The sequence below is a fragment of the Mycobacterium sp. 48b genome, from assembly GCF_048282725.1.
Classification (GTDB): domain Bacteria; phylum Actinomycetota; class Actinomycetes; order Mycobacteriales; family Mycobacteriaceae; genus Mycobacterium.
Genome location: NZ_JBLVUL010000001.1, coordinates 6,737,446 through 6,760,578, shown reverse-complemented (window position 1 = coordinate 6,760,578; position 23,133 = coordinate 6,737,446). Strand labels below are relative to the sequence as shown.

Genomic DNA, 23,133 nt, shown 5'->3' with positions numbered 1-23,133 from the left:
AACCCGCGTCCAGATGGAAGGACTAGCCATGCCGATCGCCACGCCCGAGGTTTATGCCGAGATGCTGAGCCGGGCCAAGGAGCATTCCTTCGCGTTCCCGGCCATCAACTGCGTCGGCTCCGAGAGCCTCAACGCCGCCATCAAGGGTTTTGCCGACGCGGGCAGCGACGGCATCATCCAGTTCTCGACCGGTGGGGCCGAGTTCGCCTCCGGGTTGGGGGTCAAGGACATGGTGACCGGCGCCGTCGCGCTGGCCGAGTTCGCCCATGTGATCGCCGACAAGTACCCGATCACGGTGGCCCTGCACACCGACCACTGTCCGAAGGACAAGCTGGACACCTATGTGCGGCCGCTGCTGGCCATCTCCGCCGAGCGCGTCGCCGCGGGCCGCAACCCGCTGTTCCAGTCGCACATGTGGGACGGCTCGGCTATCCCGATCGACGAGAACCTGACCATCGCCCAGGAACTGCTGAAGCTCGCGGCGGCGGCCAAGATCATCCTCGAGGTCGAGATCGGGGTGGTCGGCGGCGAAGAGGACGGCGTCGAGGCCGAGATCAACGAGAAGCTCTACACCTCGTCGGAGGATTTCGAGAAGACCATCGACGCGCTGGGCGCCGGTGAGCAGGGGGCCTACCTGCTGGCTGCGACGTTCGGCAACGTGCACGGCGTGTACAAGCCCGGCAACGTGGTGCTCAAACCCGAGGTGCTGGCCGAGGGGCAGCGGGTGGCCGCCGCCAAGCTCGGATTGCCCGACGACGCAAAGCCTTTCGATTTCGTCTTCCACGGTGGGTCGGGTTCGCTGAAGTCCGAGATCGAAGACTCCCTCAAGTACGGCGTGGTGAAGATGAACGTCGACACCGACACGCAGTACGCCTTCACCCGTCCGCTCGCCGCGCACATGTTCACCAACTACGACGGCGTGCTCAAGATCGACGGCGAGGTCGGCAACAAGAAGGTCTACGACCCGCGCAGCTACCTCAAGAAGGCCGAGGCGGCGATGGCCGAGCGCGTCATCGAGGCCTGCAACGACCTGCACAGCGCCGGACGCAGCGTCACCGGCGGTTAGGCGGCCAGTCGGCCGTACCCGAAGATCCCCGCGATCTCGGCTTCGTCGAGGGTGTGCACCCGGATGCCGCCCTCCTCGTTGCCGCCGACGGTGGTGATCGCGTTGTCATCCACGACCACAACGAAATTGGTGTGCAGTCCGAGGGGGCTGCCGTCGGCGTACATCACCACGTCGCCGGTGCGCGGCCGGTATTCGTCGGGCCCGGCGAACCGGCCGGCGGCCTGGTAGTACTCCTGCAGCGTGTACACACCCGGGATCCGCCAGGTCCCCGAGTTCGGATTGGACAGCGGCCGGCCCGCCTCGTTGAGCACCCAGCTGACGAAATCAGCGCACCACGGCTCCTCGACTCCCTCGGAGAAATGGCTACCGCCGGGCTGGGCGTCGTACTGCGCCTGGAGCACATCGACGACGCGGGCCTGGACCGGATCGAGTCCGGCGCGGTCGAGCTGAGGGAAGGCGACAGGCTTGCCGGGCAGCACGTCGAGTACCGAGTCCGGAACCCGGACCACCAGTGCGGCCACGCCGACGACGATGACCGCGCCGAGCGCGCACAGTGCCAACCAGAGTTTGGGTCCGCGCAGGGTCACCGGACCAGGTTAGCCGGTGGGTGCCTGGCAGATCTTCCACTGATTGTCGCGGAACTGGAGGTCGAAGCTGCGGGTGGACCGGGTTTGCGGGGCAAAGGCCATGAAGCTCGTGACGTTGGCTTCGGCATGATCGCCGTTGACGACGACCTGGTCGACGCTGGCCACCACGGGATACTGCTTGGCGGCTTCCACCCGGGCGTGGGTCTCATCCCAGGCCTTCTGGTCGTATTTGACGTAGTTGTCGCGGGTGGTGCCGCACGTGATCGACCGAAGGGCGGCCAGGTCGCCGCGCTGGATGGCCGAGTCGAAGTCCTGGATCGTCGTGCGCACATCGTCCTCCTGGGACGCGGCCGACGACGACTTGCGGGTCAGCAGGACGGTGCCGAGCACTGCGATCGCCACCAGAGCCGCGATCACCAGCACGACCGCGACCACCCACCCCCAGCTCCGGCGGGCCGCCGGCTGAGGAGCCTGGGCCGCTTCTTCGCGAGGCGGGATGACTTGTGGTGCAGCACCTTTCGGCACCTCGGCGGCGACGGTGTCTCCCTCCGCGGGCGGCGCGAAAACCTCGGTCTCCGGGTCGGGAGGGGTGTCGATCTTCTGCGTCGACGAATCGAACCCGGACGGCGCGGTGAAGCGGCGCTCTTCGTCGAGGTGTACCTCCCCGGTGACTTCGTCGGCCGAGCTGAAGATCTCGGTCGCCGGTTCGGACAGGGCGGACAACTCGGCCGAGGAAGGTAACTCGACCTTCTCGGTCGGTGTGTCGCTGTGGTCGGCGCGGTTCTCGTCAGGTCCCGTTGGGTTCGACATCCCTGCTGCGGTCCTCCCGTACGTCGGTACCGGTGGAGCTTATCGGTCGGTGCACAATAGGCCCATGACACGGATGGGTGATTTGTTGGGACCGGAACCGGTTTTCCTTCCCGGGGACCCTGAGGCCGAGGACGAATTGGCTGCGGGTGAGAAGGCGGCCGTGGTGGCCGCCGCCCACCCGTCGGCGTCGATCGCGTGGGCCGTGCTGGCCGAGCAGGCCCTCGCCGACGACAAGGCCGTCACCGCATATGCGTACGCCCGCACCGGTTATCACCGCGGGCTGGATCAGTTGCGCCGTAACGGCTGGAAGGGTTTCGGTCCGGTACCGTTCGCCCACGAGCCGAACCAGGGATTCCTGCGGTGCGTGGCCTCGCTGGCCCGGGCCGCCGACGACATCGGCGAGACCGACGAATTCCAGCGGTGCCTGGATCTGCTCGACGACTGCGATCCGGCCGCCCGCGCCGAACTCGGCCTGGCCTGACCTCAGTCCTTCGCCTCGCAGGAGCAGTCTTCGGCTGAGTCGGGCGGTTCCACCTGCACGGTGGCGTGCGCCAGGCCGCGGGCGTTCAGTACCGCGCGCGCGTCGTCGAGCACCCGGGCGGTGTCGGCGCTGCTGGTCAGGTGCGCGGTGACCATGTCCTTGCCGGGCACGAGCGTCCACACGTGCAGGTCGTGCACCTCGGTCACGCCGTCCACCGATTCGAGCGCGGCCCGCAGTTCGTCGACGTCGATGTGCTGTGGCGAGGACTCGCTGAGGATCCGCAGTGCGGCCCGGGCCAGTGCGATGGCCCGCGGCAGCACCCACAGGGCCACGAGCACCGCGACCACCACATCGGCGTAGGGCCAGCCGGTGGTGACCGTGACGATGCCCGCGATCAGGACGCCGATGCTGCCGACGGTGTCGGCCACCACCTCCATGTAGGCGCCCTTGACCGCGAGGCTGTCCTTGGAGTGCGACCGCAGCATCATCACGACGACGGCGTTGGCGACCAGGCCGGCCAATGCCACGACGATCATCGGCACGCCGGGGACGTCGGGAGCGTTGCCGAGGCGCTCGAAGGCCTCGTAGAGGATGAAACCCGCCACGCCCAGCAGCAGTGCGGCGTTGGCCACGGCGGTGAACACCTCGGCCCGGTGCCAGCCATAGGTGCGGGCCGGGGACGTACTGCCGCGCTTGGCCAACAGCACCGCGGTCAGCCCCATGAACATGGCGACCAGGTCGGTGAGCATGTGGCCGGCGTCGGCGAGCAGGGCGATCGAGTTGATCAGCAGTGCGGTGACCAGCTCAAGGACGAAGAACGCGCTGAGGATCGCCGCGGCGATGATCATCCTGCTGACGCGGGTATCGCTGCTGTGGCTGTGATCGTGGCCGGCACCCATGTCCCGAAATATATGCGGAAGTACGCATATGTGGCAAGCGTCAGAGCCAGGCAGACCAGAACCGGGTCAGCTGGCTGCCGATCGACACCAGTTGGCTCGGCACCCCGGAGAGGTCGACGAACCAGAACACCACCGAGAAGAACCATCGGTTCAGCACCGGCGTGAACAGCAGGATGATCAGGATGAACAGGCCCCACTGCTTGGCGGGCTCCAGTGCTCGCTGGGTGTCGGGGCTCAGATGCGGTTCCAGTGCGCCGTAGCCATCCAGCCCGGGAACCGGCAGCAGGTTCAGCACTACCGCGGTGACCTGCAGGAACCCCAGGAAGGCCATCCCGGACCAGAACACGCCGTGAGCCGGGTCGAAGAAGATCCGGGTGATACCGAGCAGCAGCACCGCGAGCACCAGGTTGGCCGTCGGGCCGGCAAGGCTGACCAGTGTTTTCTGGCGGGCCGTCATCCAGGACGTACGGACGTAGACCGCGCCGCCGGGCAGCCCGATCCCGCCGAGAGCGATGACCAGCACCGGCAAGCCCAGCGACAGCAGGGGATGGGAGTACTTGAACGGATTGAGGGTCAGGTAGCCGCGCACCGCGACGTCGTGGTCGCCGAACCGCCATGCGGTGAAGGCGTGGCCGAACTCGTGCAAACAGAGCGACACCAGCCAGCCCGCGATGACCAGGATGAAGACGCCCACATAGGACAGCGGCTTCACGTTGTCGGCCGCGAGCCAGGCCAGCACCCCGCCGGCCACGGCGAGCGCGACGACGGCCAGGAAAACCGGGCTCGGGCGTACCGACTGATGCAGCGGGCGGATGTTCACGATTCGACGCTACGGCAATTCGGCCGGCAATCCGGCGGCTCAGCCGACGCGCAGCCAGCCTTCGGTATGCCGGTAGAACGTCGAACGCCGAACGGACCGGGGCGCGGGAACTCCGTCGCGGATCACCTGCGCACCCGGGGTGCCCAGCTGCGCGGCGCGTCCGGCGATCCAGCGGCCCGGTCGGCCACGGTCCGACAGCACGCTCGCGCGCAGTCCCGGCATGTTCAACGTGGGCTCGACACGGACGCCCGGCGCCTCGCCGTCGAACAACACGACGTCGTCGACGATGGCCTCGCCCTGCAGCGGCGCACCGTCGGGTCCGTGCCATTGCGCCGCGCCCACCAGCACCGTTCCGGTCTCGTCGCGGATCAGCGGGACACGCCGGGCGGAGGCCCGCAGCGCCCGCCGCGCCGACCAGCCGCCGGCCGCCGCGGCGACCTCGACGTCGAGCCGATCGGCGCGCAGCAACGCGGTGAGCACCGTGGCCAGCTCGGCTTCGCCGCCGGTCACGACCAGTCTGCGGTGCGTGCCGAGGTCGTCGACATCGACTCTGGGCAGGTTGCGGAGCGGGCGCGGAACAGGCTCAGTACCGACCACCGCGACCCCGCCTGAGGTGGTCAAAACTGCTCCTTGCGGTCAGACAAATGTGTTCCTGGCGTGAGCTGGGATAAGGTGGCCTACCGGCTGCATCACATTAGTGCGGAAGATTAGGCGGGAGACTACGCCATGCCGGCAATCGTCCTCATCGGCGCCCAATGGGGCGACGAGGGCAAAGGTAAAGCCACCGATCTGCTCGGTGGACGCGTGCAGTGGGTCGTTCGGTACCAGGGGGGCAACAACGCCGGGCATACCGTCGTGCTGCCCACCGGGGAGAACTTCGCACTGCACCTGATCCCGTCGGGCATCCTGACGCCAGGGGTCACCAACGTCATCGGTAACGGCGTGGTGGTCGATCCGGGTGTGCTGCTCACCGAGCTCAAGGGCCTGGAAGATCGCGGCGTCGACACCTCGGGCCTGCTGATCTCCGCCGACGCGCATCTGCTCATGCCGTACCACGTCGCCATCGACAAGGTCGTCGAGCGCTACGCGGGCAGCAAGAAGATCGGCACCACCGGCCGCGGCATCGGTCCCTGCTACCAGGACAAGATCGCCCGCATCGGCATCCGGGTCGCCGACGTGCTCGACGAGCAGTTGCTGGCCGAAAAGATCGAGGGCGCACTGGAATTCAAGAACCAGGTGCTGGTCAAGATCTACAACCGCAAGGCGCTCGAGCCCGCCGAGGTGGTGGAGAACCTGCTCACCCAGGCCGAAGGCTTCAAGCACCGCATCGCCGATTCCCGGCTGCTGCTGAACCAGGCGCTGGAAAAAGGCGAGACCGTGCTGCTGGAGGGGTCGCAGGGCACGCTGCTCGACGTCGACCACGGCACCTACCCGTTCGTCACCTCGTCGAACCCGACGGCCGGCGGTGCCGCGGTCGGTTCCGGGATCGGGCCGACGCGGATCACGACGGTGCTGGGAATCCTCAAGGCGTACACCACCCGTGTCGGGTCCGGTCCGTTCCCGACCGAGCTGTTCGACGAGCACGGCGCCTATCTGGCCAAGACCGGCGGCGAGGTGGGCGTGACCACCGGCCGGGCCCGGCGTTGCGGCTGGTTCGACGCGGTGATCGCGCGGTACGCGACCCGGGTGAACGGCATCACCGACTACTTCCTCACCAAGCTGGACGTGCTCTCCAGCCTGGAGACCGTGCCGGTGTGCGTCGGCTACAAGGTCGACGGCAAGCGCACCAACGAGATGCCGATGACGCAGTCCGACATCCACCGCGCCGAGCCGATCTACGAGGAGCTGCCCGGTTGGTGGGAGGACATCTCCACCGCGCGGGAGTTCTCGGACCTGCCCGCCAAGGCTCAGGACTACGTGCTGCGGCTGGAAGAGCTTGCCGGCGCTCATGTTTCGTGCATCGGCGTGGGTCCGGGCCGCGAGCAGACCATCGTCCGACGTGACATCCTGGCCGCCAAGTGACGGACGAGCGGCCCTCTGTCTTCGAACAGCACGGCGGATTCCCGGTCTTCGAACCCGCTGATCCCGGACCGGGTTTCGCGCGTTTCCTGACCGCGATGCGCCGGGCGCAGGATCTCGCCGTCTCGGCCAACCCGGACAGCGACACCTGGGACGACGCGGCTGATCGAGCCGAGGAGCTCGTCAAGCTGCTCGGCCCGTACGAGGCGGCCGAGGGCGTCGGCCCGGCCAACCGGGTGCCGTCCCTGCCGGGTGTGGGCAGTCTGCTGATGCCGCCGTTCACGATGGCGAAGTTCGAGCCCGAGGGCGTCGAATTGCGGGTGCAGTTCAGCCGGTTCCACGTCGGCGGCAACTATGCGGTGCACGGTGGTGTGCTGCCGCTGCTGTTCGACTCGGTGTTCGGCATGGTGATCCACGCTGCGGGCCGGCCGATCAGCCGCACCGCGTTTCTGCACGTGGACTACCGCAAGGTGACGCCCATCGACACCGAACTGACCGCGCGTGGCTGGGTCCGTGAGGCCGAGGGACGCAAGGCATTCGTGAACGCCGAGCTGCGTGACGCCGACGAGAACCTGCTCGCCGAGGCCAACGGTCTGATGCTCAGGCTGCTGCCCGGCCAGCCCTAGAGCTAGATCGCAGTCCGGCCACCGTCGGCCGCCAGTACCGCGCCGTGGATGAAACTGGCGTCCTCGCTCACCAGAAAACCGATGGTCTTTGCGATCTCGGAGGGATCGGCGACGCGACGCGCCGGTGCCTGGGCAGCGAGCGCGGCGAGTCGGTCGGTGCCGTACTGAGCCGTGGTGCCCTCGGTGAGGGTCGGTCCCGGAGCGACGGCGTTGATCCTCACACCCTTGGGTCCGTACTCGGCAGCCCAGGATTTGGTCAGCAGATTCAGCGCGGCCTTGGATGACGCATACACCGCAGAGCCCGGTGCGCCGAACATGGAAACCATGGTGCTGACGTTCACGATCGCGCCCTCGCCGCGCTTGGCCATGGCCGGTGCCACCGCTCCGACCAAGAAGAACGGAATCTTCACGTTGAGGGCGTAGCAGTCGTCGAAGTCCTGTTCGGCGATCGCCGCGGTGGGCCCGAAGACGGCGATGGCGGCGTTGTTGACGAGGATGTCGATCTGGTCGGCGACCGTCAGGGCGTCCTGCACCAACGCGTGGGCGCTGGCGGCGTCGGTCAGGTTGGCGCCTAGGAAATCGGCGGTGCCACCGGCCCCGCGAATTTCGGTCACCACCCGCGCCCCGCGGTCCGGGTCTCGGCCGCTCACCAGAACGTGTGCGCCGCGTTCGGCGAGAAGCGCTGCGGTGGCGTGGCCGATGCCGCTCGTCGCTCCGGTGACCAATGCTGTTTTCCCACTGAGAGACACCCGGTCATCGTAGGGGGCCGAATGTCGTCGCGGATCCGCAGTTGAGGTGTCACGATTGCGCCGTGGTTCAACAACATCTGCACCGCTTGTCGACGCCGCGGGCAGCCGCATTCGCGGGGGTTTTGTTCGCCCTGCTGTTCGGGGTCGCCCTCGTACTGATCCGCACCGCGTTGCCGGAGGGGGCCGAGCCCGGTTCGCAATGGGTCGACGGCGCGACGACTCGACTGCGGGTGGCGTCGATTTTGATGCCGTTCGCCGGTATCGCGTTCCTGTGGTTCATCGGGGTGGTGCGTGACGGCTTCGGCCGATACGAGGACCGGTTCTTCTCGTCGGTGTTCCTCGGTAGCGGAATCCTGTTCCTGGCGATGATGTTCGTCTCGTCCGCCGTGGGTGCGGGGTTGATCGCCAGCCGGGCGGGGATCACCGACGCCACTGCCTACAGCCATGTCGCCACGTTCGGGCAGATGGTGTTGATGGCGTTGAGCAAGACCTACGGCGTCCGGATGGCGGCGGTCTTCATGATGTCCCTGGCGACGATCTGGCTGAAGACAGGTCTGATGCCGCGCTCGCTGGTGTACACGACTTACCTTGTCGCGGTGGCGCTTTTGATCTCGGGCAATGTCAGCATGTGGATCGTCCTGGCATTCCCGCTCTGGGTGTTCGCGGTCAGTGTGCTGATCCTGATTCGGGCCGGGGTCATCGACCTGCACGGCGATCGGGAGCATTCCGCCTAGTCGCAGAGGCAACCGCACCGTGCTGAACGGTGCGGCCCGATTTCACTCCCCGGTGAGCTTCAACGCCGATGCGGGGCACAGCTTGACGGCTTGGCGCGCCTGGTCGATCTGATCGTCGGGAACCTCGTCGACGAGGACCTCGACCACACCATCCTCGTCCTGATCGAAGACCACGTCGGAGACCATCACGCAGTTGCCCGATGCGATACAGGCGTCCTGATCTGCTTCTACTTTCATGGCATTCACCACGTTACCGCCAATGATTTGAGCCCGTAGATGAAGTGAAAAGACCGGTACTGCACGGCGTCGAAGGGTTCCGCGAGCGCCAGGGTGGGGAAGCGGCGCAGCAGCGCCGGAATGGCGATCCGCATCTCCATGCGGGCCAGCGGAGCGCCGAGGCAGTGGTGCACGCCGTGGCCGAAGGCCAGATGTCCGGGCGCGCCGCGGCGGATGTCGAGCACGTCGGGGCTGTCGACGAAGTCGGGGTCCCGGTTGCCCGCGGGCAGGGAGGCGAAGACCAACTCGCCCGCGGCAATCCGCACCCCGGCCACCTCGACATCGGTGGTGGTGAAGCGAGGGATGGCGTTCTGCACGATGGACAGCCAGCGCAGCAGTTCCTCGATGGCCGGGCCGACGGCATCCGGGTCGTCGCGGACCGCGGCCAACTGCTCGGGATGGCGCAGCAGTGCCAGGACACCCAGGCCGAGCATGTTCGACGTGGTCTCGTGTCCGGCGAGCAGCAGGAGCCCGGCAATGCCGACGAGTTCGTCATCGCTCAATTCGGTGCCGTGGTCACGGATCAGCATGCCGAGGATGTCCTCGCCGGGATCCAAGCGGGCCCGTGCGACGAGACCACGCATGTAATCCCGGCTCCGCTGTTGTAGCGCAAGGCGTTCCGCGATGGGCAGCGACAGGTCGAGCTGGAGCGTCGAGCGTTGCTGAAAATCCTCGCGGTCCTCGTAGGGGACCCCGAGCAGTTCGCAGATCACCAGTGACGGGATGGGCAGCGCGAATTCGGCCACCAGGTCGGCGGGCGGGCCCGAGGCGGCGATCGCGTCCAGATGGGAGTCGACGATCTCGACGATGCGCGGTTCCAGCCGCTTCATCCGGCGGATGGTGAATTCGGCGGTCAGCATGCGGCGCAACCGTTGATGCTCGGGCGGATCGAGGCCCAGCAGGTTTCCGGCCCGCGCGCTGGCCAGCTCCTCTTCGGACATCTCGGGCGCCCCGGGCAGGGTGAAACCAGGTGGTCTGCTGTTGGAGAACCGTTCGTGGTCGCTCAGCACCGCCTTGACGTCCTCGTGGCGGGTGATCAGGTGCACCGGGTTGCCGAGCGCACTGATGACGGTGCGCACCCCGTCGGTTTCACGAATCTCGGCGAGTTCCGGGGTCGGATCGAACGCATTGCGCCGCATGTGAAGTGGTGGCAGGGTGACCGGCTCAGTCATGCTTTGACGCTACCCGCGTCCAGGAAGTCCCTGATCAGGGAGTTGGTGAGGGCGGGATTCTCCAGCGCGGCCAGGTGCGCGACGCCGTCGAGGACCACGAACCCGGCGCCGGGGATGGCATCGGCCATGGCCTTGGTCTCGGCAAGCGGGAAAGTCGCGTCCTCGGCGCCTGCGACCACGAGCACCGGGGTTCGCACCTGCGCGAGCAGGGTCCGCTGATCGGGGCGTTGCGGCACCACGCTTCGCACGGCCCATGCGCTCGAGCCGATGTCGACCTGGTGTGCGGTGCCGCCGACGAACGCGACGACGTCTGGGCGGGTGCGCATCGACGTCGGCCCCAGGAACGCCTTGAGCACCGACCGGGTGAGGGGGCCGCGGATGCCGTCGAGCACTTTTGCCGCGCGGAGCAGCAGCCCGTACTCGAACCGCTGGCGCGGGCCGGCGGCCGACGCCGTGCAGTTCATCAACACCGCCCGGCCGATGCGGGTCGGGTACGACGCCGCGAACGTGCCGCCGATCATCCCGCCCCACGAGTTGCCGACGAAATGCGTACGTTCGACCCCCACCCCGTCGAGGATGTCGGCGACGGTGCCTGCGCAGTCGGTGAAACTGAATGGCGCGGTGAGCTTTTCGCTGCGGCCGTGGCCGGGCGGGTCTACCAGGATGACCCGGTGGGTGGTGCCGAACTCCGCTGCCTGGGCGGCCCACATGTCGCCCGTCATCAAGAGGCTGGGCCAGAACAGGATCGCCTCACCCTGACCGGCGACCTGAACGCGGAGCCGTCCGAGCCTGGTCGGCAGCGTCAACTCCTCCATGGGCGCCATGGTAGGCAGCTTCCCCTAGCGTTCGGCGTGAAGTCCTGGCCACCAGATCCGCGGGCCGATCAACGTGAACAGCGCCGGGATGATCACCGTGCGGACCACGAAGGTGTCCAGCAGGATGCCCAGCCCGACGATGATGCCCAGCTGCGTCAGCACGATCAGCGGCAGCACGCCCAGCACACAGAACACCGCCGCCAGCACCACACCGGCGCTGGTGATGACCGCACCGGTGGCCGAGACCGCCCGCACGATGCCCTGCCGGGTGCCGAATTCCGGGGTCTCCTCGCGGGCCCGGGTCACCAGGAAGATCGTGTAGTCCACGCCGAGGGCCACCAGGAACAGGAAGGCGAACAGCGGGGTGCTGTTGTCCAGGGCCGGGAAGCCGAACACATGCACACTGGCCCAGCCGCCCAGACCGAGCGCGGCAAGCGCGCTGAGCACCGTGACCCCGACCAATACCAGCGGCGCGAACGCCGAGCGCAGCAGCAGGTAGAGCACCGCCAGCACCACCACCAGGATCGCCGGGATCACCACGAGCCGGTCACGCTGAGCCGCCGCTGCGGCATCCCTGGCCTGGGCGTCGGAACCGCCCACGACGGCGGTCCGGTCGGCGGAGCGGACCGAATCACGCAGGGCATCAATGGTTTCGAACGCCTCGGCGGAGGCGGGTTCGGCCTTGAGTACCACCGACCATTGGCTCAGCCCGGTCGGCGACTGGCCCGTGGGCGCGGCGGAGACGACGCCCGGGGTGTCGGTGATCGCGCGCTGCACCGCACCGGCCTTGGCTGTGGAGGCGATGACGCGGGTGGGATCGGTCAGGCCGCTCGGGAAATGCGCGGCCAGGGTCTGGTATCCGGTCACGGATTCGGCCTGCACCCGGAACTGCTCGGTCTGGGTCAGTCCGATCGGCGTGGCCAGCAGAGCGGTGCACAGCACGGCCAGGCCGGCCAGCGAGGCCACCGCGACGCGGCCGGGTTTGCGTGCCACGGAGTCCGCAATCCGGTGCCAGACACCGCTTTCGGTCAGCGGCGTGGCACCGACCTTCGGGATGAACGGCCAGAACAGCCGCTTGCCGCACAGGGCGAGCAGTGGCGGCAACACCACCAGCACGAAGATCGCGGCGACCACCAGACCCGATGCGGCCTGCACGCCGAGGCTGCGGTTGCTCGGCGCGGAGGCGAACAGCAGTGTCAGCAGGGCCAGCACCACGGTGGCGTTGCTCGCCACGATCGCGGGGGCGGCGGCGCGCACCGCAACGACCAGAGCTTCCCGGGACTGCTCGGTACGCCCCAGCTCCTCCCGGTACCGCGAGATCAACAGCAGTGCGTAGTTGGTGCCCGCACCGAACACCAGAACGCTGGTGATGCCCGACGTCGAACCGTCCGGACTGAGCCCGAAACCGGAGGCCACCGCGGTCCCGACGACGGCGCCCACGCGGTCGGCGAAGGCGATCACCAGCAGCGGCACCAGCCACAGCACCGGCGAGCGGTAGGTGACGATCAGCAGCAGCGCCACCACCGCCGCGGTCACCGCGAGTAGTGTGATGTTCGCTCCGGCAAACGAATTGGCGATGTCGGCTCCGAAGGCGGGTCCGCCGGTGATCTCGGCCCGCAGCGCTGGCGGCAAGCCGTCGGTGGCGGTGGCGCGTAGTTCCCTTACGGTGTCGTTCAGCCCGAAACCCGACAAGTCGGCTTTCAGCGGCACGGTGACCACCGCGGCCTTGCCGTCGTCGGAGACCATCAGTGGCGGGCCGGGCGCATCGGTCATGCGGTGGCGCGCTTCGGCGGTGGCGTCGACATCGGCAGTCGTGAGCTCACCGCCGTCGGCCCGGGTCACCACCAGGATCGCCGGAACCTGGTCTCCGCCGGGGAAATCGGCGCGCAGGGTGTCGGCCCGCGCCGATTCCGCGTCGGAGGGGACGGCGACGGGCGACTGCGAGGCGGCGTCGCCTCCGCTGAGCAGGCCCAGCAGACCGCCGGAGATCACCACGACCAGCACGGCCAGCCACGTCAGACGCCTAATCACGATTCAGTGTCGCCTCTTCCAGATCGAGCCCATGCAGCACAGTACGCAGTACCTCGTCGTCGATGTGTCCGGCATCGCGCTCGGCGATGAAGGTGTCGCGTTCGGCGGCAAGCATTTCCAGCCGGAGCCGGCGGAAAGCAGCTGTCGGGCTCTCGCCGATGTCGGCGTCGTCGCGGCCCAGCCGCTCCCAGGCGGCATTGCGCCGCCGGGTGTTCCACGCCCGCAACACGTCGGCGGCGCGCTGAGGCACGTCGGTGGTGGCGGATTGTTCTGCCAGCAACGTGTCGAGCCGCTCAGCGGCGGCGCGGGCGGCCTTGTCCTGGGCGGCGGCGGTGGCGATCGCGTCGCTGTGCGCCTCGTCGCTCTGGGCGCCGAGGACCCGGATGAACCACGGCAGCGTCAGGCCGTGGAGCAGCAGTGTCCCGACCACCACCACGAACGTGAGGAACACCAACTGCGGGCGGCCCGGGAAGGGATCGCCGGCCAGCGTGGTGGCCGGGACACCGAACGCAGCAGCCAACGACACGACGCCACGCATACCCGCCCAGGCCACGACGAACACCTGGGCCCGTGGCGGTTCGGGTTCGCGGTCGCGGATCCGTTTGGACAGCAGCCGGGGCAGATAGGTGGTGGCATACACCCACACCATTCGCACCCCGATCACCGTGGTGAGCACTGCCGCCGACGAGATCGCCAGCGTGGCGGCCGAGATTCCGGCCAGCTCGCTGATCACCTTCGGAAGCTGCAGGCCGATCAACAGGAACGCGAACGATTCGAGGATCAGCTGCAGCGCCTTCCACACCGCCTTGTCCTGCAGCCGGGTGGCGTAGCCGGCCTGGGACTCGCGCTGGCCCAGCAGCAGGGCCGCCACCACCACCGCGATCACGCCCGAGCCGTGGATCTCCTCGGCCAGCAGATAGGTGAAGAACGGTGCCACCAGCCCGATCGCGCTCTCGACCAGCGGGTCGTCGAGCCGGGTGCGGATGAAGTGCACCATCATCCCGATCACCCAGCCCACCACCACGCCACCGACCGCGGCCAGGGCAAACGTGCCCAGCCCGCCGCTCCAGGTCGCGGCGGTGCCGATGGCGGCCCCGAGGGCCACCTTGTAGGCGGTCAACGCCGTGGCGTCGTTGAGCAGGCTCTCCCCGCCCAACAGTGTCATGGTGCGCCGGGGCAGCCCGAGCCGGCGGCCGACAGCGGTGGCCGACACGGCGTCGGGTGGGGCCACGATCGCGCCCAGGGTCAGGGCCGCGGCGATGGTGAGCTCGGGCACGGTGTGGAAGGCGACGATGCCGACCACGAATGTGGTGGCCAGCGGGAGCCCGACGGCCAGGAACCCGATCGGGCGGATGTTGCGGCGCAGCGCCACGTAGCTGCTCTCCAGCCCTGCCGACCACAGCAGTGGCGGCAGGATCACGAAGAGCACCAGATCGGGATCCAGGTGTACGTCGTGGAAGCCGGGGAGCGCGCTGCCGGCCAGACCGGCCACCACCAGCGCCAGCGGCGCCGAGACGTCGAAGCGGCGGGCCACGGCGGCCAGCAGAATTGCGGCGACCAGAGCCGCCAGGAGTGAGGCACCCACGTTGTCGTTCCTCCTTCGTGTGCCGTGCCTATCCTTGATCAACATGTTGAGGAGATCACGTCGGCGTGAGCAGAACCCGGCGCCTCGCACCTGCGAACATCTCGACGCAGCGGTCGGCGAGCCGCAACCGTTGACCCCCGGGAAGTGCCAGGAATGCGAGGAAGACGGCGAGAACAACTGGGCGCATCTTCGGATGTGCCTGACGTGCGGACACGTCGGTTGCTGTGACTCGAGCCCGCATCAGCATGCCACCAAGCACTTTCAGCGGTCCGGCCATCCGGTCATGCGTTCGGCGGAACCTGGCGAGAGTTGGCGTTGGTGCTATATCGACCATCGAGTCGGGTGACGATCTGGCAGGCTGGTGCGTGCGATGAGTGAATCGATTGAGGACGCGCAGACAACTGACCTGACCGACGGCCAGGTCGACGGCGCCGAAGAAGCTCCGGCCGAGGCCACCCCGTCCGACAACGGGCAGGAAACCGCCAAGACCGCCGACCCCGCCGCGACGGTGCTGCTGCTGGGTTCGGGTGACCTGAGCCGCGAGCTCGCGCTGGCGTTCCAGCGGCTGGGCGGCGTCGTGGTTGCCGCTGACCGGTACTACGCGCCCGCGCACGGCGTCGCGGACCGCTCCGCGGTGATCAAGATGAACGACGCCGAGGAACTCGCCGCGCTGATCGAGCGGGAGAAGCCGCGTTACGTGGTCGCCGAGTCGGGCGTCATCGCCGCCGATGCACTGGTCGCGGTGGCCGAGCGGGGCGACATCGAGGTTCTGCCTGCCCCGCGCAGCATCCGGCTCAGCCAGGACCGTGAGGGCCTTCGCCGGCTGGCGTCGGACGAGCTGGGCCTGCCGACCGTGCCGTTCTGGTTCGCCGGGTCGGTCGAGGAGCTGTCCGCGGTGGCCGAGCACGCCGGCTTCCCGCTGGTGGTCAAGCCGGTGGTGGGCGCGCAGCGCGACGGCGAGTCGGTGCTGCTGCGACCCGATGACGTCGAACCGGCCTGGCAGCGTGCGATCACCGCGGGACACATCGCCCACAGCCGCGTGCTGGCCGAGTCCGTCGTCGAGGTCGAATACGAGATCACGATGCTGACGGTGCGCACCACCGGGCCCTCCGGCCCGGGCGTGCAGTTCTGCGAGCCGATCGGGCACCGCCAGGTGGGTACCGACGTGCTGGAGTCCTGGCAGCCTCAGCCGCTGTCACCGGCGGCGCTGGACGCGGCGAAGTCGATTTCGGCCCGGATCGTCAACTCGCTGGGCGGCCGCGGGGTTTTCGGGGTTGAGCTGCTGGTTCAGGGCGACGACGTGTATTTCTCCGATGTGCGGATCCGTCCGCACGACAGCGGTCTGGTGACCCTGCGGTCGCAGCGGCTGTCGGAGTTCGAGATGCACGCCAGGGCCATCCTGGGCCTGGCTGTGGACACCATCATGATCTCGCCGGCGGCCGCCGAGGTCAGCTACGGCGGCGCCGACGCCGCCGAGCCGTCAGTTGACATCGGTGCCGTGCTGGCCGAGGCGCTGGCCACCTCCGAAAGCGATGTGCGGCTGTTCGGTCGCCCCGGTGAATCCGAACCTCCGCGCCGTCTCGGGGTCGCGCTGGCCACCGCTCCTGACGTGATCATCGCCCGTGACCGTGCCCGCCGGGTCGGCACCGCGCTGCGCAAACTGCGGTAGTGGTCGATGGCTGAGGAAGCAGACGAAACTGGGGATCGGCCCACGATGGCGCCGTTCCTCGGGGCGCTGGCCGTCATTGTGCTCGCGGTGATCGTTGTGGTCCTGCTCAACACTTTCGGTACCGACGGGCGCAGCGAGGAACAGAAGGTCAGCCTGGCAGCGGTCGGCCAGAACGACGCGCTGCAGCGGGAGAACTTCGGTGAATTCTCCGGTTACACCTGCGCCGCACAGCGCGGGGCCGAGGCAGATTTCATTGCCCGTCAGCGCGATTCGGTGGCCAAACAGGGCGCCAGGTACGTCGACGACGTGACCGGGGTCAAGGTCGACGGGGATCGGGCTACCGCAACCGTGGTCTACCACTTCGGCAATACCCCGGACGCCAAGGTGAACACGGAGACGACGTTCGTCCGTGAGGACGGCGAATGGCGCGTCTGCTCGAGTATGGGAGACTCACGCCCGTGAGCTATGCGGGAGACATCACGCCTGAGGAGGCCTGGAAACTTCTGAGTGAGAATTCCGAGGCCGTGCTGGTGGACTGTCGAACCGACGCCGAATGGCGCTTCGTCGGTGTGCCGGACCTGTCCACCCTTGAGCGTGACGTGGTGTACGTGGAATGGAACCGGACCGACGGCAGCCATAACGACGGGTTCGTCGACGATCTTTTCGAAAAATTGGGAGCGTCCGGCGACGTTTCGCTCGAGCGTCCTGTGGTCTTCCTGTGTCGCTCCGGCAACCGTTCGATCGGCGCTGCCGAGGCCGCCACCGCGGCCGGCATCGCGCCGTCCTACAACGTGCTCGACGGGTTCGAGGGCAACCTGGACGAGAACCGCCACCGCGGCGGCACCGGCTGGAAAGCCATCGGTCTGCCGTGGAAACAGAGCTGAAGTAGAGCTGAGAGCCTCATGACTGACATCCCATCTGTCCGGATCCCGGCTGCCCTGCCCGAGGGCGTCAGCCAGGCCACCATCGGTGTGCGCGGCGGCCTGCTGCGCTCGGAGTTCGAGGAAACCGCCGAGGCGATGTACCTGACCTCGGGGTACGTCTACGAGTCCGCGTCCGCGGCCGAGAAGGCATTCACCGGCGAGATCGACCGCTTTGTCTACTCCCGCTACGGCAACCCGACCATCTCGATGTTCGAGGAGCGGCTACGCCTGATCGAGGACGCTCCGGCGGCGTTCGCGACCGCCACCGGCATGGCAGCGGTGTTCACCGCGCTCGGTGCGCTGCTGGGCGCCGGCGATCGGCTGGTGGCCGCCCGCAGCCTGTTCGGATCGTGCTTCGTGGTGTGTAACGAGATCCTGCCCCGCTGGGGTGTGGAGACGGTGTTCGTCGACGGTGACGACCTCTCGCAGTGGGAAGAGGCACTGTCGGTCCCGACTCAGGCGGTGTTCTTCGAGACACCGTCCAACCCGATGCAGTCCCTGGTCGACATCGCCGCGGTGTCCGAGCTGGCACATGCCGCCGGCGCAAAGGTGGTGCTGGACAACGTCTTCGCCACCCCGCTGCTGCAGCAGGGCATGCCGCTCGGTGCGGATGTGGTGGTGTACTCCGGTACCAAGCACATCGACGGTCAGGGCCGGGTGCTGGGCGGGGCGATCCTGGGCGACAAGGAGTACATCGACGGCCCGGTGCAGAAGCTCATGCGTCACACCGGCCCGGCGATCAGTGCTTTCAACGCCTGGACGCTGCTGAAAGGCCTTGAGACGCTGGCAGTTCGGGTGGATTACTCGAACCGCTCGGCGCACACGGTGGCCGAGTTCCTGGAGGCCAAGGCCGGCGTGAACTGGGTGAAATACCCGTTCCTGGAATCGCATCCGCAGTACGACCTGGCCAAGCGGCAGATGCGTGGTGGCGGCACCGTCGTCACCTTCGAGCTCGACGGCGGCAAGGACCGTGCGTTCGAAGTGCTGGACAAGCTGCGGGTCATCGACATCTCCAACAACCTGGGCGATGCCAAGACCCTGATCACCCATCCGGCCACCACCACTCACCGGGCCATGGGTCCGGAGGGGCGTGCAGCCATCGGCCTCGGCGACGGCGTGGTCCGCATCTCCGTCGGCCTGGAAGGCACCGAGGATCTGATCGCCGACCTGGACCAGGCGCTGGGTTAGCGCGTGTCACGGGGATCCGACGCCAAGAAGGCTCGCCGCCGCAAGCGGCAGGCCGACCGGAGCGTGCACCGGGTGTCGGCGGAATCTGTCGATCAACTCGCGGACATCCCCGATGCCGTCGTCGCCGACCTGGCCGAGTTCGACGAGCGAATCACCCAGCGCGGCTGGGAGTTCGACGAGGAACAGTCCAACGACGACTACGCGGTGTGGTTCTACGAGCCGTCCGGATCTCCCGTGGCGGACGGCCTGCCGGTGACCTCACTGTGGCTGGACGCGGCCGAGGACGGCGAGATCGTGCGGGTGGTGTTCGTCGGCAGCGTCGAGCGCTACGAATTCACCCACGAGGAGCTGCTCGGCGGGGCCCTCGACGTGATCGAGGGCTACCGCGCCGGTCAGCCGCTGCCGGAATTCGGCTAGTTCTTTCCGTCGGAGTCGATGACGCCCTGAGCTGCCTGGGCCCGGTCCTCGTAGGCCTTGCGCTTGGCGGTGTCGAACTCCAGGAAGACGTTGTCCAGGCCCAGCTTCTTGTTCATCCAGCGGCGACCCTTGGGCGGCAGCATCTGCGCGGCCTGTGCGGTGAAGCGCAGCGGCGGCGGCACGGACACGTGCGTCTTGGGCTTGTTCAAGGTTTTGACGATGGCTGCGGCGATGTCTTCGGGCTCGACCGGCTTGATCGCCCCGCCGGACTTGGTGCCCGAGATCAGGTCGGTGTTGGTGAACGGCGGCATGACCACCGAGACGTCGACCCCGTGCGGTGCCATCTCGTCGGCCAGAGCGGTGGTCAGGCCGACCACGGCGTACTTGGCGCCGACGTAGACCACCTGACCGGGCAGCGGGATCAGGCCTGACAGCGACGCGATGTTGATGATGTGGCCGCTGCGACGCTTGACCATCTCCGGCAGCGCGAGCTGGCAGCCGGTGAGCACGCCGTAGACGTTCACCTCGATGTTCGACCGGATCGACTGCTCGCTCTGTTCGAGGAACGGGCCGACCGGCATGACACCGGCGTTGTTGATCAGCACGTCGATGTGCCCGCCGCCGTCGGTGCGGGCCTTGTCGAGGAAGGTCGCGAACGATTCGCGGTCTGTGACGTCGAGCGGGTAGCCGGAGACCTGGCCGAGCTTGGTCAGTTCGACGACGGCCGACTCCTGAAGGGCCACGTCACGGTCACCGATGACGACCCGGGCGCCTTTGCCCAGCAGGGCCTTGGCGGTGGCGTAACCGATGCCGCGGGCGGCGCCGGTGATCGCGATGGTCTTGCCCCTGATGTTGTCCATGGCGGCGAACTTTACACGTGTCAAGTTTTGTGCGGAAGAGGGTGGGGCAGGCGGCGTAGTCTGGGCGGGCGTGATGGCGAATGGCACCGGTCAGCAGGCAATTACCGAAACCGCGGACGAATTCTTCGAGCGGATCACCGCGGCGATCGACAGCGCAGGGTTGACCCTCCTGCTGAGCATCGGCCACCAGACCGGGCTGTTCGACGCGATGGCGAAACTACCGTCGGCGACCAGCGCCGAGATCGCCGAGGCGGCCGGACTCGACGAGCGCTACGTCCGTGAGTGGCTCGGCGGGATGGCCGCAGGCCGGGTGGTCGACTACGACGCGCAAGCCTCGACTTATCGGTTGCCCGCCCACCGGGCCGCTGCGCTGACCCGCGAGTCGGGCCTGGGCAATCTCGCGCGCCTGGCCCAGTACGTCCCGCTGATGTGCGAGGTCGAGCAGAAGATCCTCGGCTGCTTCCGCGATGGCGGCGGTTTGAGCTACGACGACTATCCGCGCTTTCACACCGTGATGGCCGAGCGGAGCGGCGAGGTTTTCGATGCCGCCTTGATCGACGCGGTGCTGCCGTTGGTCGACGACCTTCCCCGGCGCTTGGAAACCGGTATCGACGTCGCCGACTTCGGTTGCGGCAGCGGGTATGCCGTCGGGCTGATGGCCCAGGCCTATCCGGCGAGCCGGTTCACCGGTATCGATTTCTCGCAGGAGGCGATCGCCACCGGGGCGGACGGCGCGGCGCGGCGCGGATTGACCAATGTCTCGTTCGTGCCTGCTGATCTGGCGACCCTCGATCACACCGCGGCGTATGACCTCATCACCGCATTCGATGCCATCCATGACCAGGCGCAGCCGGCCGGGGTCCTGGCGAACATCTATCGCGCGCTGCGGCCGGGGGGAGTGCTGGTGATGGCCGACATCAAGGCCTCCAGTCGGCTGGAGGACAACATCGGCGTCGCGATGAGTACGTACCGCTACGCCGTGTCACTGACGCACTGCATGTCGGTGTCGCTCGGTCTGGGAGGTGCAGGGCTGGGCACGATGTGGGGCAGGCAGCTGGCCATCTCGATGCTGAACGACGCCGGATTCCGCGACGTGGAAGTCGCCGAGATCGAGCAGGACCCGTCGAACTACTACTACCTGGCTCGCAAATGAGCGCCTGTGCCCGGATGACTCATCGGCCCCCGTACGACGACCCTGCCGGGTAGGACGGCTCCGCGGGGTAGGACCCCCATGACGCGGGCGACGGCCACGACGGGTCCGCCGGGTACGTCGAGTCGGCCGGGTAGGACGAAACCGGCGACGTCGCAGCGGCGGTGCCGATACCGACAAAGGGCGCGGAAATGGCCGCCCCGAACATCAAACCGGCGATGAGCATTTTCTTTGCAGCATTCAACCGCAAATGTCCCCCCATTTGATTCCCTCCCCGGTTGCCACATATATGGCACATCAGAACAATGTGAGAATGCGCTCAGCGCCAGGTCAGTGCAAGTTTTACGGTGGCGACAAAAATGCCTTCATTGCCGAGGAAAATTAATTCGGCATTTCACCTCCGGCAGGATAGGCGGTCGAAATGTTGCTCAAGATCAACCATTCCCGTGGTTGGAGTGGGCGGGTGTCGTTTGCCGATGGGATCTCGGCCGAGGGTGGCGCAGCAGCAGGCTCCGGCAGGTTTTCGATCAGGCTGATCGTGGTTGGAATGGTGTGGCCGGATGTGCGTTGAAACAGCCGTGGGTATGCAAACGGTGGTTAAGTCAGCCTCCGTGAGTGGTGTGCGGTTCGTCGCGGTCGGCCTGGATGATCCACTGGCCGCGCCGCTGCTGGCCGAACTGTCGGTGGAGTACTCGGGGCGCTACGGCGGCACACCCGAACTGATGATGGGCTGGCTGCGCGGGAAGTCCGACGAGGAGTTCGCCCCGCCCGGCGGCGGGCTGTACATCGGCGTGCTCGACGGAGTTCCGGTCACCGGCGGAGCCTTCACCCGATTCGACGCCGAGACCGCCGAGCTCAAACGCATCTGGACCGACAGCCGTTTCCGGAAACGCGGATACGGCGCGGCGCTGCTCGCCCACCTCGAACTCCAGATCGCCGCACGCGGGTATTGCCGGGTCTATCTGACGACGGGGCACCTCCAGCCCGAGGCGGAAGCGCTCTACGACTCGGCGGGCTACACCCGGCTGATCGCCCCGATGCCGGCCGAGGGGGAGGGGACCGTCTTCCCGATCGCGTTCGAGAAGGAGCTGACGTGACAGCCAAGGTGGCGCCGCTCTCGATACTCGACCTGGCCCCGATCAGTGCCGGCAGCGACGCGGTGACCGCGTTGCGCAACACCGTGGACCTGGCTAAGCACGCCGAACAGTGGGGCTTCCAACGGTATTGGGTCGCCGAGCATCATTTCGTATCGGTGGCCAGCTCGTCGCCCGCCGTTCTGGTGGGGCAGATCGCCGCGGCCACCGAACGGATCAGGGTCGGCACCGCGGCTGTGCAACTCGGCCACACGACCGCCGTCGCGGTGGTGGAGAGCTTCGGCACGCTGGCGGCGTTTCATCCCGACCGGATCGATCTGGGGGTGGGCCGTTCGGGACAGAAGCGCTCCGAAGCGGTACGGGACAAACCCCGCGAGCCGCGGCCACCCAGAGAATGGCACGAGGTCGACGGGGTGGTCGTCCCGGCACCGTACGACATCAGCGCGCTGATGCGAGACCCGACGTTGCGGTCCAGGATGGCGGTGTTGCAGCAACCCGAAGCTGTCACACCGGATTTCGCCGAACAGCTGGATGACATCCTGGCCATGCTCGCCGGCCGGTACCAGGTCGGTACCGCCGTTCCCGGCGCAGGCGCCGCCCTGACCCCGTGGGTGTTCGGCAGCAGCAAGGGGCAGAGCGCCCGCGTCGCCGCCGCCCGCGGGCTGCCGTTCGTGGCCAGCTATCACATCACCCCGGCCACCGCGCTGGAGGCGATCGAGGTGTACCGCAACGGATTCACCCCGTCGGAGCACTTGTCCGAACCGTACGTGGCGGTGTCGGCGGATGTGGTGGTGGCCGAGGACGAAGCCACCGCACGGTATCTGGCGTCCAGCTACGGCCACTGGGTGTATTCGATCCGGGTCGGCGGTGGCGCGGCTCCCTACCCGGATCCGGCCGACAGCGAGCCGCTGTCCGACGAACAGCTGGAGGTGGTCCGGGACCGCACCGCAACACAATTCGTCGGCGATCCGGATCAGGTGGCCGCGCGGCTGGAAGCGCTGGCGCGGGTCAGCGGGGCGGACGAACTCGTCATCACCTCGGTGACGCACCGGCACGAGGACAGGTTGCGCTCCCACCAGCTGATCGCGCAGCGGTGGGGCAGTTAGCGGCTAGGCTGGCCCCCGAAGCTGTCGTCACCGCTAGGGGGGTATTTGCCGAGTCT

Annotated in this window: 26 protein-coding genes; 14 read left to right on the top strand and 12 right to left on the bottom strand. The window is 67.7% G+C overall.

Translation table 11 applies throughout. The features are described 5' to 3' along the window. Positions 1-28: 28 nt before the first annotated feature. A complete protein-coding gene (gene fbaA, locus ACNQR1_RS33160) occupies positions 29-1,066 on the top strand; it encodes a class II fructose-bisphosphate aldolase (protein ID WP_418049750.1) in 1,038 nt (345 codons plus the stop codon). Here the strand turns inward: fbaA and ACNQR1_RS33155 are convergent. Together ACNQR1_RS33155 and ACNQR1_RS33150 are read right to left on the bottom strand one after the other, a co-directional pair. Next, entirely contained in the window at positions 1,063-1,653 is a 591-nt protein-coding gene (locus tag ACNQR1_RS33155; protein ID WP_418049749.1) for a CHAP domain-containing protein, read from the bottom strand. The two genes, fbaA and ACNQR1_RS33155, sit on opposite strands and share 4 nt — an antisense overlap. A gap of 9 nt (positions 1,654-1,662) precedes the next feature. Continuing rightward, entirely contained in the window at positions 1,663-2,463 is an 801-nt protein-coding gene (locus tag ACNQR1_RS33150; protein ID WP_418049748.1) for a DUF4878 domain-containing protein, read from the bottom strand. Positions 2,464-2,527: 64 nt separating this feature from the next. Here ACNQR1_RS33150 and ACNQR1_RS33145 point away from each other — a divergent pair, with 64 nt between their 5' ends. Then, complete coding sequence (locus ACNQR1_RS33145) at positions 2,528-2,944, top strand: DUF3151 domain-containing protein (protein ID WP_418049747.1); 417 nt, start codon at positions 2,528-2,530, stop codon at positions 2,942-2,944. Between the two features lie 2 nt (positions 2,945-2,946). Here ACNQR1_RS33145 and ACNQR1_RS33140 read toward each other — a convergent pair whose 3' ends face one another. The 3 genes from ACNQR1_RS33140 to ACNQR1_RS33130 are packed head-to-tail and all read right to left on the bottom strand — an operon-like array spanning position 2,947 to position 5,284. Further along, positions 2,947-3,843 (bottom strand): cation diffusion facilitator family transporter, encoded by an 897-nt coding sequence (locus ACNQR1_RS33140; protein ID WP_418049746.1) that lies wholly within the window; start codon positions 3,841-3,843, stop codon positions 2,947-2,949. 40 nt (positions 3,844-3,883) lie between these two features. Continuing rightward, positions 3,884-4,663: a site-2 protease family protein gene (locus ACNQR1_RS33135; RefSeq protein ID WP_418049745.1), complete on the bottom strand. Its 780-nt coding sequence runs from the start codon at positions 4,661-4,663 to the stop codon at positions 3,884-3,886. Between the two features lie 39 nt (positions 4,664-4,702). Continuing rightward, entirely contained in the window at positions 4,703-5,284 is a 582-nt protein-coding gene (locus tag ACNQR1_RS33130; protein ID WP_418049744.1) for a hypothetical protein, read from the bottom strand. A 105-nt stretch (positions 5,285-5,389) separates the two neighbouring features. On the opposite strand from ACNQR1_RS33130, the gene ACNQR1_RS33125 reads away from it, so the two are divergent. Together ACNQR1_RS33125 and ACNQR1_RS33120 are read left to right on the top strand one after the other, a co-directional pair. Next, positions 5,390-6,685, top strand: a complete 1,296-nt coding sequence (locus ACNQR1_RS33125) for an adenylosuccinate synthase (RefSeq protein ID WP_418049743.1) — start codon at positions 5,390-5,392, stop codon at positions 6,683-6,685. Continuing rightward, entirely contained in the window at positions 6,682-7,308 is a 627-nt protein-coding gene (locus ACNQR1_RS33120) for a PaaI family thioesterase (RefSeq protein WP_418049742.1), read from the top strand. The genes ACNQR1_RS33125 and ACNQR1_RS33120 overlap by 4 nt, the downstream gene beginning before the upstream one ends. A gap of 2 nt (positions 7,309-7,310) precedes the next feature. Here the strand turns inward: ACNQR1_RS33120 and ACNQR1_RS33115 are convergent, their stop codons facing one another. After that, positions 7,311-8,057, bottom strand: coding sequence for an SDR family NAD(P)-dependent oxidoreductase (locus tag ACNQR1_RS33115; protein ID WP_418049741.1), 747 nt, complete (start codon positions 8,055-8,057; stop codon positions 7,311-7,313). Positions 8,058-8,119: 62 nt separating this feature from the next. Between ACNQR1_RS33115 and ACNQR1_RS33110 the strand changes: the two genes are divergently transcribed. Beyond that, a complete protein-coding gene (locus ACNQR1_RS33110) occupies positions 8,120-8,791 on the top strand; it encodes a hypothetical protein (RefSeq protein ID WP_418049740.1) in 672 nt (223 codons plus the stop codon). A 42-nt stretch (positions 8,792-8,833) separates the two neighbouring features. Here ACNQR1_RS33110 and ACNQR1_RS33105 read toward each other — a convergent pair whose 3' ends face one another. The 5 genes from ACNQR1_RS33105 to ACNQR1_RS33085 are packed head-to-tail and all read right to left on the bottom strand — an operon-like array spanning position 8,834 to position 14,670. Beyond that, positions 8,834-9,028 (bottom strand): ferredoxin, encoded by a 195-nt coding sequence (locus ACNQR1_RS33105; protein WP_418049739.1) that lies wholly within the window; start codon positions 9,026-9,028, stop codon positions 8,834-8,836. A gap of 5 nt (positions 9,029-9,033) precedes the next feature. Beyond that, on the bottom strand, positions 9,034-10,239 hold the full coding sequence (locus ACNQR1_RS33100; protein WP_418049738.1) for a cytochrome P450: 1,206 nt from the start codon (positions 10,237-10,239) through the stop codon (positions 9,034-9,036). After that, entirely contained in the window at positions 10,236-11,054 is an 819-nt protein-coding gene (locus ACNQR1_RS33095; protein ID WP_418049737.1) for an alpha/beta fold hydrolase, read from the bottom strand. The genes ACNQR1_RS33100 and ACNQR1_RS33095 overlap by 4 nt, the downstream gene beginning before the upstream one ends. Before the next feature lie 24 nt (positions 11,055-11,078). Continuing rightward, complete coding sequence (locus tag ACNQR1_RS33090) at positions 11,079-13,085, bottom strand: MMPL family transporter (RefSeq protein ID WP_418049736.1); 2,007 nt, start codon at positions 13,083-13,085, stop codon at positions 11,079-11,081. Further along, complete coding sequence (locus tag ACNQR1_RS33085) at positions 13,078-14,670, bottom strand: Na+/H+ antiporter (protein WP_418049735.1); 1,593 nt, start codon at positions 14,668-14,670, stop codon at positions 13,078-13,080. Before ACNQR1_RS33085 ends, ACNQR1_RS33090 begins: the two co-directional genes overlap by 8 nt. Positions 14,671-14,713: 43 nt before the next feature. Here ACNQR1_RS33085 and ACNQR1_RS33080 point away from each other — a divergent pair, with 43 nt between their 5' ends. Genes ACNQR1_RS33080 through ACNQR1_RS33055 form a run of 6 tightly spaced genes read left to right on the top strand, consistent with a single transcriptional unit; the run spans position 14,714 to position 18,867 of the window. Continuing rightward, positions 14,714-15,016: a UBP-type zinc finger domain-containing protein gene (locus tag ACNQR1_RS33080; protein WP_418049734.1), complete on the top strand. Its 303-nt coding sequence runs from the start codon at positions 14,714-14,716 to the stop codon at positions 15,014-15,016. Positions 15,017-15,040: 24 nt separating this feature from the next. Continuing rightward, positions 15,041-16,339, top strand: coding sequence for a formate-dependent phosphoribosylglycinamide formyltransferase (gene purT / locus ACNQR1_RS33075; protein ID WP_418049733.1), 1,299 nt, complete (start codon positions 15,041-15,043; stop codon positions 16,337-16,339). A 6-nt stretch (positions 16,340-16,345) separates the two neighbouring features. After that, positions 16,346-16,801, top strand: coding sequence for a lumazine-binding protein (locus ACNQR1_RS33070; RefSeq protein ID WP_418049732.1), 456 nt, complete (start codon positions 16,346-16,348; stop codon positions 16,799-16,801). Continuing rightward, complete coding sequence (locus ACNQR1_RS33065; RefSeq protein ID WP_418049731.1) at positions 16,798-17,223, top strand: rhodanese-like domain-containing protein; 426 nt, start codon at positions 16,798-16,800, stop codon at positions 17,221-17,223. The genes ACNQR1_RS33070 and ACNQR1_RS33065 overlap by 4 nt, the downstream gene beginning before the upstream one ends. 18 nt (positions 17,224-17,241) lie before the next feature. Beyond that, positions 17,242-18,450, top strand: a complete 1,209-nt coding sequence (locus tag ACNQR1_RS33060; RefSeq protein WP_418049730.1) for an O-succinylhomoserine sulfhydrylase — start codon at positions 17,242-17,244, stop codon at positions 18,448-18,450. A gap of 3 nt (positions 18,451-18,453) precedes the next feature. Then, positions 18,454-18,867 carry a hypothetical protein gene (locus tag ACNQR1_RS33055; protein ID WP_418049729.1) on the top strand — a complete coding sequence of 138 codons (414 nt, stop codon included), beginning with the start codon at positions 18,454-18,456 and terminating at the stop codon, positions 18,865-18,867. Here the strand turns inward: ACNQR1_RS33055 and ACNQR1_RS33050 are convergent. After that, on the bottom strand, positions 18,864-19,727 hold the full coding sequence (locus tag ACNQR1_RS33050) for an SDR family oxidoreductase (protein WP_418049728.1): 864 nt from the start codon (positions 19,725-19,727) through the stop codon (positions 18,864-18,866). The genes ACNQR1_RS33055 and ACNQR1_RS33050 overlap by 4 nt on opposite strands. Positions 19,728-19,800: 73 nt before the next feature. On the opposite strand from ACNQR1_RS33050, the gene ACNQR1_RS33045 reads away from it, so the two are divergent. The 3 genes from ACNQR1_RS33045 (at position 19,801) to ACNQR1_RS33035 (ending at position 23,077) form a co-directional block, all read left to right on the top strand. Further along, on the top strand, positions 19,801-20,880 hold the full coding sequence (locus tag ACNQR1_RS33045) for a class I SAM-dependent methyltransferase (RefSeq protein ID WP_418050597.1): 1,080 nt from the start codon (positions 19,801-19,803) through the stop codon (positions 20,878-20,880). A 581-nt stretch (positions 20,881-21,461) separates the two neighbouring features. Beyond that, entirely contained in the window at positions 21,462-21,974 is a 513-nt protein-coding gene (locus ACNQR1_RS33040; RefSeq protein ID WP_418049727.1) for a GNAT family N-acetyltransferase, read from the top strand. Between the two features lie 8 nt (positions 21,975-21,982). Then, positions 21,983-23,077 (top strand): LLM class flavin-dependent oxidoreductase, encoded by a 1,095-nt coding sequence (locus ACNQR1_RS33035; RefSeq protein WP_418050596.1) that lies wholly within the window; start codon positions 21,983-21,985, stop codon positions 23,075-23,077. Positions 23,078-23,133 lie beyond the last annotated feature (56 nt).

Excerpts from the sequence above, each read along its gene's own strand:
- ACNQR1_RS33050 (WP_418049728.1), bottom strand. The coding sequence starts at position 19,727 with ATGGACAACATCAGGGGCAAGACCATCGCGATCACCGGCGCCGCCCGC.
- ACNQR1_RS33140 (WP_418049746.1), bottom strand. The coding sequence starts at position 3,843 with ATGGGTGCCGGCCACGATCACAGCCACAGCAGCGATACCCGCGTCAGC.
- ACNQR1_RS33125 (WP_418049743.1), top strand. The coding sequence starts at position 5,390 with ATGCCGGCAATCGTCCTCATCGGCGCCCAATGGGGCGACGAGGGCAAA.
- purT (WP_418049733.1), top strand. The coding sequence starts at position 15,041 with ATGAGTGAATCGATTGAGGACGCGCAGACAACTGACCTGACCGACGGC.
- ACNQR1_RS33100 (WP_418049738.1), bottom strand. The coding sequence starts at position 10,239 with ATGACTGAGCCGGTCACCCTGCCACCACTTCACATGCGGCGCAATGCG.
- ACNQR1_RS33070 (WP_418049732.1), top strand. The coding sequence starts at position 16,346 with ATGGCTGAGGAAGCAGACGAAACTGGGGATCGGCCCACGATGGCGCCG.
- ACNQR1_RS33095 (WP_418049737.1), bottom strand. The coding sequence starts at position 11,054 with ATGGAGGAGTTGACGCTGCCGACCAGGCTCGGACGGCTCCGCGTTCAG.
- ACNQR1_RS33060 (WP_418049730.1), top strand. The coding sequence starts at position 17,242 with ATGACTGACATCCCATCTGTCCGGATCCCGGCTGCCCTGCCCGAGGGC.
- fbaA (WP_418049750.1), top strand. The coding sequence starts at position 29 with ATGCCGATCGCCACGCCCGAGGTTTATGCCGAGATGCTGAGCCGGGCC.
- ACNQR1_RS33080 (WP_418049734.1), top strand. The coding sequence starts at position 14,714 with ATGTTGAGGAGATCACGTCGGCGTGAGCAGAACCCGGCGCCTCGCACC.
- ACNQR1_RS33150 (WP_418049748.1), bottom strand. The coding sequence starts at position 2,463 with ATGTCGAACCCAACGGGACCTGACGAGAACCGCGCCGACCACAGCGAC.
- ACNQR1_RS33145 (WP_418049747.1), top strand. The coding sequence starts at position 2,528 with ATGACACGGATGGGTGATTTGTTGGGACCGGAACCGGTTTTCCTTCCC.
- ACNQR1_RS33105 (WP_418049739.1), bottom strand. The coding sequence starts at position 9,028 with ATGAAAGTAGAAGCAGATCAGGACGCCTGTATCGCATCGGGCAACTGC.
- ACNQR1_RS33040 (WP_418049727.1), top strand. The coding sequence starts at position 21,462 with ATGCAAACGGTGGTTAAGTCAGCCTCCGTGAGTGGTGTGCGGTTCGTC.
- ACNQR1_RS33045 (WP_418050597.1), top strand. The coding sequence starts at position 19,801 with ATGGCGAATGGCACCGGTCAGCAGGCAATTACCGAAACCGCGGACGAA.